Below are 9,585 nucleotides of genomic sequence, written 5' to 3' on the forward strand. Positions count from 1 at the left end.
CTACCCCGTTGCGTGCAGGCCAGGTCACGAGGCCGGCGCGGGATGCGGACGAGGCCACATCAACCTCGATCTGTGACAGCGCCCTCCCACAGAGCCGAACGGCTGCCTCTTTCACGTCGGCCGAGCCCTGCGCGCATGAAGGCGATCACTGCCACCTGAGCACGATCACCAACGAGGAGGCCTGCCAGCTTGTGGAATTCGCGCAATCGGTATGGCCGCACAGTCTCGGCGCGGAGCCGACAGCCATCAGCGATCTGGTCGACCGCGCCTATCTGCTGCGGTTCGTCTACACGCGCTACTGGCGGTCAGTGCCTCGCCCGGAGCTCTCGCCCGAGGTGCACATCCTCATCTGCTGCCTTCTGCGCGCTACCGGCCGCGATCCCCAAGCGATCCTGCACGAGGCCACCCACGATCTCATCCCCGATAGCGCGGAGGTCCTGGACTTCGTGCGCCATTACTACGCCGCCGACGGCAGTCCGCTACGCGACTTCGCTCCCTGCGTCGACGGCGCCTACCTACGCGAGCATCCCGAGGCGCTGGCGGCTGCGTACCAGCAGCACCTCGACGCCGGCTTCGGCCGCTACGACCGCCTGCCCGCGCACCTGCACACTCGCATCCGCCGCTTCCTCGGGATGTAACGGGTTGCACGTAACGCTCTGACCTTCCTCCGCCAGCACTGGCACCCAGAAATTTGATCATCTCGCACCACGGTGCCATTCCGAAGGAGCCAGACACCGATGTACTACAACCCGTTCGACCACGCACTGCAGGAAAATCCGTACCCGACCTACGCGCGGCTGCGAGATGAGGCACCGCTGTATCACAACGAAGATGTGGACTTCTGGGCACTGTCGCGCTATGCCGACGTCAGCCCCGCTTTCCGAAACCACGGTCTTTACTCCAACTCGCACGGCGTGAGCTTGGAGATGTGGGACGTGGCAGCGCAATGGGGTCTTGAGCCCACCGACCTCGTCGGTTTCCTCGCGATGGATCCACCTCAGCACAACCGCATGCGTGCCTTGGTCTCACGCGCATTCAACCCCTCCCGTGTGGCCGGCCTGGAGCCCGCCGTGCGCGCCCTCACCCGCCAGCACCTGGATAGCGCCTTCGAGGCAGGCAGCTTCAACTTCACCGCAACGATCATGGCCATCCCGATGGACGTCATCTCCGAGCTCCTAGGCATCCCGCACGAGGATCGGGCGGAAATCCGTCAGCATCTGGAAAACATCATCGGCCGCGGCGACGGCGACACAGACCTGCCGGACACGTTCTGGGTGGGCGTCGAGGCACTGACCACCTATTACAAGGCACTGATCGCCAAGCGGCGAGCACAGCCCCGCGAAGACCTCATCAGCGCACTGGTGACAGCCAACCTCGACGGAGAGCAGCTCACCGATCAAGAGATCGTCGGCGTCCTGACATTGCTCAACGCGGCCGGAAATGAGACGGTGACCAACCTCGCCGGCAACGCCTGGTATCAGGCCTGGCGCCACCCTGACCAGCGGGCAATCGCCTGGGCGGGCAACATCACCGGCTGGATCGAGGAGACCCTGCGCTACGACGGGCCCCCGCAGACAATGGCTCGCCAGCTCACCCGCGACACCGTCATATACGACACGATGGTCCCGGCGGGTGCCCGCATGCTGCTGATCGGCGCATCCGCCAATCGCGATGAGCGAGTCTTTCCCGACGCAGACCGCTACGACCTGACTCGCGACACCACTCAGACCCAAATGCTGGCGTTCGGTGCCGGAGTCCATTTCTGCCTCGGCGCGGTCCTGGCCCGGCTGCAGCTCCGGGTCATTTGCGAGGAGCTCATCGCCAGGGTGAGCAGCTATGAGATCGACGAGACGGGCATCACCTACACGCACTCGCCGACGCTCCGCGGCTTTTCCACCTTGCCCACCACGGTATCGCTGCGATAGTCATGCGGCGTCGCCGCCCATATCGGCATCGGGCCACTCAAGGCCGGCACCGATGCGGGCGGCGATCAGCCCAACAGCAGCGCCAGGGTAATCCACAGCACCTCGCGATCACCGACCGACACCGCGGGCGCACCGAGGGCACGGCTCGCGAGATCCGCGCAGCCGGCGGCGGGTAGGTGGACGTGTTCGTCGCGGACCGGCCCTCCCAGTCGCAAGCGCGGCGGCTCTGGCAAGTGAGCGCTGATCTGGTCGGCCTGACCGTAGTGCCCTGTACTTGAGGTTTCCGGACGCTTGGCCTTGGCCAGATCGTGCCGGTGAGGTCGGGACGGACCAGACCTCGACATGTCCATTCAGAAGGCTTGAGCCAGGGTGAAATGCCCATGGATGCGCAGGTTCACCGCGAGTGGTTCGCGGACCTTTTCGTACCATGTGGGCGGCGTAGTTGTCGGTCACCAGGTACAGCTCGGTCCCATCGCCGGTATCCGGGTAAACGCGGGCGACCTGGCGAAGGAACACCATGAGCTTCCGATGACCCTGCCTAGGGTGGCAGCATGCGGTGGCCTTCCCAACGGGATGTTTGTGGCGAGGTCGCTGAGTCGACGAACGCGAAATCTCCGTCGACGGTTGCGAGCCATAAACTGATGCCACGGCGCGTAGGAAGGAGCGAGGCGATGCCTGAGTGGATTCCCATGCTTGATGAGCGCACCCCTCCACGCCCGAACGGCATCATCGAGCCTGGCCCATGGCGTACGGCCGACGGCACCATCATGCATGGCCTCTACCGACGGAGCTCCATCCGCCAACCACCCCTATGGACCGAAGGCATGGCCATCTGGAACGGATGGCTCCAACACCAATGGACCGGCCCGCGAATGCCGTTCAGCAGTTTGTGGATCAGCCCGCTGAACGAAATATTCTCGCAAGGCCTGGGCACCGAGAACATTCCACACCAGCACGCGCCTGGGTGGAGCGACACCTGGACTGCCAACGCACTGCTCAGCGGACTCAAGCCATTCGGGCGCTTCCTTTACGCTGAGCAACGGGCACACGATTGGGTCCGGCTCGCAGGGGCCGCTGGACTGGCATACAACGTCACCCCCATCCCTGCCAACCCTGCCGAGCGCTCAGCTTCACCCCAGGTACGGATCAGCGCAGCGCTTACCCTGCGCTATAACGAAATTTTCGATCTCGAAGCACTCATCACCTGCTACAAGATGGCGCTGGCACCCGACATCGCGGCCCCGCACGTCCAGGCGCTACAGATCATCAGCGACGAGTTCATTTCCATGCACGTGATGGCACCCCCCGAAAACTTCGAGACGCACTCACGCGCCGTACGCGGCCTGACCCTCGGCTATGACCCAACCCTCACCGCAGCGCGTATCCTCACCGACGCCGCACACGGTCACCTTCACCCGACAGACGATCCTGCCGGCAGGTCCTGATCTCCGAAGACCCCACACTGCCTGCCGATGACTTACACCCCTGCACTGGCCAGCGCTCGTTGATAAGCCCCCACACTTCGGGCAACCTCACCGACCTGCTCCAATATATGCGCGATGGTCAGCCATCTTTGGGCGGTCAGTCGGCTTGCCGAGGCCTCGTGCAGCCGCTCCGTCGCTGCTGCCACCTCACGTAGCGCATCCTGTCCTCGCCCCAGCTCGGCCATCGTCAGACCTGCCAGCAGGTAAGCCTCAATGTGCAGACTCTCCGGCAGGCCCTCACTCTTGAGGATCGCCTCAATACGCTCTACGGCCCGCTCCAGACAGCCCAGCAGCATCTCCACACGCACCAAGGCCAGTGCGTATTGCATCGCATCCACGGGCACCGAACTTTCGGGGAGTTCGACCTCCCACGCGATTAAGGTCTCACGCCGCGTTTTGATCTGCCCCGGCGAGACAGTAAGCAGGACCTGGACGTAGGCACTGCGTAACCGCCACAGCTGGCCCGGCTCCTCACTATCAAACTGGAGAGCGAGAGCTCGCTCGATGTACGCGATCGCCTCATCGCCGCGCCCATCCTCTGCCGCCAAAAGCGCGGCTGCCCGATACACCTGCCCAAGCGCCGGGGGAGCGGCACCTTCGGCCGTCATCAGCAGCTCAGCGCAGAGCTGACGGCCCCGTACCAGATCACCACGCTCGGTGTAGGCCGCGACCAGCTCCGCACCCAAGCAGACCAGCTCATCGCTCCAGAGAAAATCACCTGTTAATACCTGCTCGGCGACCCGTACAGCGCCAGATAAGTCCCCTCGCTGCCGGTGACACTGTGACAGCAGCCCGGTCGCCTCGACATACCGCTCAGCCGGCAGATCGGCCGTATCGCTCTCCCGCACCTTGATCAGCAGCGCGATCGCCTCATTTACCGCACCGCAGGCCCGAAACACGGCCGCCCGCCCCAGGTCAACCTCCTGGCGTAGCCGCGGCACGCTATCCAGTACATCATCAGCCAGCAGCATGGCGTAGCGGTCACGAGCCTCCGCCACCTGGCCGGCTTCCAAGTCTCGCCGCGCCCGCCGCAGGTCCTCCTCGATCTGCGTGATCTGCTCAGGGGTTACTCCGTTCAGCAGATATGACCGAGAGCAGCCGAGCTTCGCAGCCAACAGGTCCAAGACTGCAGGTGTCGGAGCGCGTCTTCCGCTCTCGATGAGCGACACATAGCTGTTAGATAGCTCAGGATTTCCAAGGGCCGCCTGCGACAGACCACGCTGGCGACGGAGCGCCCTGATCCGCGCACCCACCCGCTTGTCAACCGCGACATTGCCTTCCGGGAAAACTCGGTTACCTATCTCTACCTGCAACGACACCCTTCTCGGGCCTCCCTCTAGCGATTAATCCCGAGAACTCTAGTCACACGTCTCGCTGACGGTTTAAGACATGCTATGACCTTTACAACACTCTTGACTATCATGATCTCTCCGTAAGATGTCGCACCCATCTCAGCAAAGATCACCACGGTACAACATCGTCTGCGCAGCACGCTCCTCCCTGCCTGGAAGGCATGTGAGCTGGTCAAAGCCCGACAAATCGATGGGGTGCTGAAGCAATCGACGTAGCTGATGGCGATCGAGCAGCGCAACGAGACCGCCGACGGCGTTCGGTCATCGGGCCCTAGGGGAGTGGCAGCCACATCACCATGACCAAAGCCCTGGCTCAACGGCCATGGCCGTCCCGGGATCAGCGAAGACGCCAAAGATCTCCGATGACATCCATCCCGAACGGTTCTTGGCGAATCAGAAGCCAGAAAAACTGCATCAACCCATCCGCGGACTATCCTCTAGGGTGGCGAAGAGCCTATTCTCACGACTGCTCTTCAGGCGCCGCATCGAACGAAAGGAACATCGACTGAAATGGCAAGAAACCCTTGACAGGACCCTTGACGAGCTGGTTCTTCCTCCGAAGCCGATGGGGCATAGCCCGGGCTACCTTCCGGGTCCTCACTCTCCCGAGCCGGCCACACCGCCGCAGGGTCGTCCCGGCGTCAGTCAGCGAGCTACGGACGCCGTCAGTTTTCCGTGAACCCCGGCGACGGCTGGCTTAGCCATGCGACCCTCCAAGCCCACAGGTCAGCTGCCCACAGCGCTCGCTTCCAGGTCGGCGATCTACCTTGACCTCTAATCAAGTGCTAGGTCATCTTCAAAGCTGACATCAGCTATACGCCTGATGCAACAACGACATCTGCAACGAAGGGAATCTCTGATGGAGGAAGCACCTCAGACCGAGCTCCTGTATACCTCGAATGGCCTCTATGTACACATCGCCACATCCATGTCGGAAGACACCGGGCAGGTGAGCGGAAAGGTCTCCGTGGGAAATGGGCGAAACATGCGCGAAGCCTCCACCGAATACGCGCACTTGTCCCAAGGAGCCGCACCTAAGGGCTCGCGGATTATTAACACGCAGCTTTGATCACCGATGGCGGGGTGATGCCTTCCGCTGCGGCCAGGTCGTAGAGAGCCTCCAGCGTCGGCAGTCGATGAGGGCTGGGCTGGATGGTATGTCCTGCCTCCTGGAGGAGTTGCCGGGTCTCGCGTATACGCCGGTTGAGAGTCTCGGGCCGGACGGTAAACAATTCGGCGATGGCGACTTGGGATAAGCCGAACCGGTAGTGGACAAAAGTGCTCAGCAACCGGTCGGCGAGGGTGAGGATGGGACGGCGTCCGGTGCCGGGAGCGGCCATGCGCGGGCGGTGGCCGCGCCGCTTATCCAGGTGCGCTTCGCGTTGTTGGTCATGCAGTGTCAGCAGGGTGGCGATCAGGGCGTCCCAGTCCAGGCCGGTCAGTCCGGTCAGGGCGGGATGACAGAGCCAGGCCAAGTCGGGGCTTGGCTGGTCGAACGGGTCCAGGACACCGTTGACCTGGGCGTATGCCTGTGGGCGCAGCGTGTAGTTCCAGTCGCCGTGCCAGTCGTGACGTTGCAACGGTAGGGCGTCCATCTGCCTGTCGCTGATGGTGATGCCGGTCGGGTAGATGCTGGTGTCGAGCTCGGCGTGCACGCGCAGCCCGGTGCGGGTGGTGGTGGAGGCGATGGTCTGCACGATGACCTCGTGGCTGCTCAGCGGTCGGCCTCGCCAGTTCATGGTGATGTGTGAAAACAGTCGATGCTCGACCTTGTTCCACTTGGAGGTGCCGGGCGGAAAATGGCACACGGTGATCTCCAGCCCGCTCTCCACCGCCAGCGCGGCCAGCTCAGCCTTCCAGGCTCGGGTGCGATACCCGTTGGATCCTCCCGCGTCGGCGGTAATCAGCACACGTGTGGCCAGCGGGTAGTCGTTGCTGCCCGACGCTTTCCACCAGCGGCGGATGGACTCCACGGCGAAGGCGGCGGTGTCGTGGTCGGTGCCGACGTTCACCCAGCCGGCATTCGCCGTCAGGTCGTAGATGCCGTACGGCACCGCTTTGCCCAGGCCCGGGTCGAGGAAGTCGTGGGTGCGGGTGGCCGTCGGCTCGCCCACCGGCCGCCAGGCCCGGCCCGCGTTCTTAAACTCCCCGACGAGTTCCTTCTTCTTGGTGTCCACGCTGATCACCGGATCGCCCGTGTGCTGATAGCTCGTGACCTGCTCGTTGATATAGCGGAACTGGCCATCGCGGTCCGGATGCTGCTTGCCTTCGATGGTCTTGGCGTTGGCCTGCAGGCTGAACCCTTCCTCTCGCAGCAGGTCCGCGACGATATCGGCGCTGACCCGATGTCCTTGCTGCGTCAGCTCGGCGGCCAGGGTGCGGGTGGACTTGGTGGTCCACCGCAACGGCGACATCGGATTGCCCCGTTCGTCCGGCTCGACCAAGGCCAGCAGCGCTGGTCGCAGCCCGGGGTCCAGATCGACCAGGCGTTTGCGGCCCCCACCGCGACGGCGCGCCCGTCCCAGCGGCTCGGCACCTGCGTCCAGCTCATCGACTCCTAACGACACCGTCGCCTCACGGGTATCCGCAGCTCGGGCTACCGCTCGGATCCCGCCATGCCCCAATGCGCGAGCCTCGGCTCCCATCAGCAGCCGCCGCTGCCGTTCATCCAGGTGAGGAAAGATCGTCCCGAACTTCGCCCTCAGTGTCTCCACCGTTTCCTGCGTAACGCCCATACCATCTCAACGAACGCAATCCCGGCAAGCTACGGCTTATTTCTCTGCGAGCCCTAAGATCGAGGCGAATATTGACGCTCTGGCGGCTTCTCGCCTACTCACGCAAGTAGTTCACCTCAGGCCCGTGGACCCTTCCCAAGTTGTCATATCACGATCGACTGACGGGCAGCTCACTATCGATCCCGTTCTTCCGCCCGCAACCGGTGCGAATTTCGTCAGGCAACAGATGCTGTTATCGACCTTGGCGAATGGCCGGTTTATCCCTACGTTCACTACTGATCCCGCTGAAGCGCCAGCAATGTGGGATCGTCTTGGAGGCAAGCGGAAGTTCATCGAACAGATTATGAACCGGCCCAATAGTGATCATGATTCAGTATTAAGTTATGCCGAGGTCAAGCAGCTGGCGGCCGGCCCCGAGGGGCAAGACAGGCTCACCGCAGCTCTGGCTGCGGCCGCGTTCCCCTCAAGTCCCTCAGCCAGACTCGCCGCGAAGCCTTCCGAGGCCGCTGCCCCTTCCGACTCCGGAGTTCCGGAATCCGCCAAGCCGAGCGAGCAAGAGCAAGGACGGTAGGGGAACCATGGGCAGAGACGATCACTCATGTGAATCGGGGACAAGACCCAAGAGCCATTTTGCTGGGACGAAATCACGTGCGGAGCCGCTTTAGTGAGACAGAGATCAGGTTCACCGAGGCGGGACAAAAAGTAATCAAAGCATAAAAAGCACCTAAACCGTACAGAACATGAATACTGGCGGGTTAAGGGTCTGCCGGAGGAGGTGAACTGCTCAGGTCCCGGGAAGCTTTGCCACCGTCGCTTTGGGATCCACCGCCAGCACCCGATCAGGGTTCACTACTGCAATAGGCCAGCCGCGCTCGCGAGCAATCGTAGCTACGTGCGCAGCGGTCACGTCAGGGCCAACGTCACGCTGCTCGACCAACTCGCCGGCGGCATACGCGGCGGCGGCATCCAGCGGCACAACGATCACCAGAGGCCCGCTGATGAATTGCTGCATCTGGTCGATACGGCTTGGCCCTTCTTGACGAATGTGCTGCCAGGCCTCCGACAAGGCGGCGGCTGGAACGGCGAATGTCAAGCTGCGGACTGCGGCTCGTTCAACGAAGGCCGCAGCGTAGAAGCTGAGCCCGCCACCGAGTTCGACAAGGGCGCCGGGATCTAGGACGAATCCGCCGGCAGCAGAAGGAAAGGTCACGAGACTTTGAGGTCCGGCCAGAACCGATCGATGAAGTCATCAGCCTCGTCTAGCGCCTGTTGAGATGGAGTGCCGACGAGCGTGCGCCGCTCGGCAACCCACATCACCCGGCTCTGCTCTCCTACCTTGATCTCACCCATGGCCTAAGGGTACTGCGCTCCGGCCGAGTGCGCATCGGCAGTCAAGATCTACGCGAACGGCGGGTCGACGTGGTCATTGAGACCACGATGCAAAATCCCGCGTTCTTCGCCGACAGCGTCGCGCAGTACCGGAGCGAGGGATATCGGCCAGAGGTCGCGTTCCTCGCGGTGCCACAGGCCCTCAGCCGTCAAGGAATTTTGCATCGTTACCACGAGCAGGTTCGCGATCACGGCCACGGGCGCCTAACCGTGCCGGAAAAACACGAGACGTCCTACAGCGGCATCCTGACATCGGCCGAGCTGATCGACGCCGGGCGTCTGGCAGACACGGTGGTGGTATTTCGCCGGGGAAACACGCTGCTGTATGCCAACCATGTGGGCCCGGACGGACAGCGGGGAGCGCCACCGCGGACGCGTCAAGCGATCGAAGCCGAGCGGCTGCGGCCCTGGGCTGAGACAGAAGTACAGGAGTTCGAGGCGGTCCAACAGCGTCTGCGCACGCAGATGGACCCGGGCCATGGACTCGAACGCTGAACCGACTCGACTTTGGCGCAGACATGGTGCGGACAGGTACCCCAAATGGGTGGTACATGTCCTTATGGGAAGTTTCCTGGGAATTATTCGCAGAAAATCTCACTTTGTTACTGACTACGAGTCAAGTTGTTGGTCAGAATGTGTCGCATGCGGCATATCGAGATTCGTATGCACTTTGTGGCTCCTGCGCTGGCCTGGCTGGCTC

8 protein-coding genes are annotated in these 9,585 nt (G+C 62.8%); 4 read left to right on the plus strand and 4 right to left on the minus strand.

Annotated features, from left to right (window positions below; all coding sequences use genetic code 11):
• Positions 1-191: 191 nt before the first annotated feature.
• The 3 genes from J2853_RS47525 to J2853_RS47535 all read left to right on the plus strand — a co-directional run bounded on the left by J2853_RS47525 (position 192) and on the right by J2853_RS47535 (position 3,370).
• Positions 192-638 (plus strand): hypothetical protein, encoded by a 447-nt coding sequence (locus J2853_RS47525; protein WP_307569523.1) that lies wholly within the window; start codon positions 192-194, stop codon positions 636-638.
• Between the two features lie 99 nt (positions 639-737).
• Complete coding sequence (locus J2853_RS47530) at positions 738-1,925, plus strand: cytochrome P450 (RefSeq protein WP_307569525.1); 1,188 nt, start codon at positions 738-740, stop codon at positions 1,923-1,925.
• Positions 1,926-2,596: 671 nt separating this feature from the next.
• Positions 2,597-3,370 carry a hypothetical protein gene (locus tag J2853_RS47535; protein WP_307569527.1) on the plus strand — a complete coding sequence of 258 codons (774 nt, stop codon included), beginning with the start codon at positions 2,597-2,599 and terminating at the stop codon, positions 3,368-3,370.
• Between the two features lie 32 nt (positions 3,371-3,402).
• On the opposite strand, the gene J2853_RS47540 is transcribed toward J2853_RS47535, so the two are convergent.
• From J2853_RS47540 to J2853_RS47555, 4 genes are all read right to left on the minus strand, one after another.
• Positions 3,403-4,728, minus strand: coding sequence for a helix-turn-helix domain-containing protein (locus J2853_RS47540; protein WP_307569529.1), 1,326 nt, complete (start codon positions 4,726-4,728; stop codon positions 3,403-3,405).
• A 1,085-nt stretch (positions 4,729-5,813) separates the two neighbouring features.
• Entirely contained in the window at positions 5,814-7,496 is a 1,683-nt protein-coding gene (locus tag J2853_RS47545; protein WP_307569530.1) for an ISAzo13 family transposase, read from the minus strand.
• Between the two features lie 784 nt (positions 7,497-8,280).
• Positions 8,281-8,706: a hypothetical protein gene (locus J2853_RS47550; RefSeq protein ID WP_307569532.1), complete on the minus strand. Its 426-nt coding sequence runs from the start codon at positions 8,704-8,706 to the stop codon at positions 8,281-8,283.
• Positions 8,703-8,846: a hypothetical protein gene (locus J2853_RS47555; RefSeq protein ID WP_307569534.1), complete on the minus strand. Its 144-nt coding sequence runs from the start codon at positions 8,844-8,846 to the stop codon at positions 8,703-8,705. The genes J2853_RS47550 and J2853_RS47555 overlap by 4 nt, the downstream gene beginning before the upstream one ends.
• Positions 8,847-8,873: 27 nt before the next feature.
• Between J2853_RS47555 and J2853_RS47560 the strand changes: the two genes are divergently transcribed.
• On the plus strand, positions 8,874-9,380 hold the full coding sequence (locus J2853_RS47560; RefSeq protein WP_307569536.1) for a zeta toxin family protein: 507 nt from the start codon (positions 8,874-8,876) through the stop codon (positions 9,378-9,380).
• Positions 9,381-9,585 lie beyond the last annotated feature (205 nt).

Origin of the sequence: Streptosporangium lutulentum (assembly GCF_030811455.1) — a bacterium.
GTDB classification, from domain to species: domain Bacteria; phylum Actinomycetota; class Actinomycetes; order Streptosporangiales; family Streptosporangiaceae; genus Streptosporangium; species Streptosporangium lutulentum.

Excerpts from the sequence above, each read along its gene's own strand:
- J2853_RS47530 (WP_307569525.1), top strand. The coding sequence starts at position 738 with ATGTACTACAACCCGTTCGACCACGCACTGCAGGAAAATCCGTACCCG.
- J2853_RS47535 (WP_307569527.1), top strand. The coding sequence starts at position 2,597 with ATGCCTGAGTGGATTCCCATGCTTGATGAGCGCACCCCTCCACGCCCG.
- J2853_RS47545 (WP_307569530.1), bottom strand. The coding sequence starts at position 7,496 with ATGGGCGTTACGCAGGAAACGGTGGAGACACTGAGGGCGAAGTTCGGG.
- J2853_RS47555 (WP_307569534.1), bottom strand. The coding sequence starts at position 8,846 with ATGGGTGAGATCAAGGTAGGAGAGCAGAGCCGGGTGATGTGGGTTGCC.